1 protein-coding gene is annotated in these 665 nt (G+C 54.7%); it reads right to left on the minus strand.

Annotation, left to right across the window (positions count from 1 at the left end):
- Positions 1-437 precede the first annotated feature (437 nt).
- The coding region (locus AC1RRC_RS33235; RefSeq protein WP_493060211.1) for a hypothetical protein at positions 438-665 on the minus strand (228 nt) is incomplete at its 5' end.

A 665-nucleotide genomic window follows, 5' to 3' on the forward strand; every position in this document is an offset into this window, starting at 1 on the left:
AGCACGGAGGGGACCCAAGCGCGCAGCGATTGGGCGGTCCGGTTGATTAAATAGTTGGCGCGGCCCGACCACTGCACAACCCAACTACCCACCGCAGACTACAAACGAATTGGCACTGCGGTAAAGAAGCCGGTCGGAAGCCAATGCACCCGAACCACCGAGGGCAAAACGCCAACGATTTCCAGGAACGCGCGATTTACCTGCGCCAAAAAGCCACCGCCGTCGTTGCCAGAAAGATACCACAGGCCGAATCATTTCCGGAAACCACACCCTTCGAGCTATCACCGGCGCGCTGCGCCAAGCTCAGAGCAACTGCTTGAATTCAACGGTGAACACCAGTCGCCAACGTCCACAGTAATTGGCGGCCGGAACGCGAAGCGTGTAGGAAGTCCAGTTGACTGCATGGTTGGGCAATTTCATTTTTGCTTAAAGTTACCCTACCACGTCGCCCCGCAGCAAAGTGATCTCACTTCTCGCCAGTACAGATAGTGAGCAATACAGGTCGCGAAAAAAACAATAGTGGTGCCCCAAGTAAGTGAGGCGTTCCTGTACGCCGTTGCTCCCGGTATCTTTTTACGCCAGACAACGAAACCAATTCCAGCGGCCTGCGCGGGTAAGAATCCTAAGAACAAGGTCAGCATGACGAGGTCTGACATCAACCAAAC

This window comes from Pseudoduganella sp. GW821-FHT12E03 (assembly GCF_058807115.1).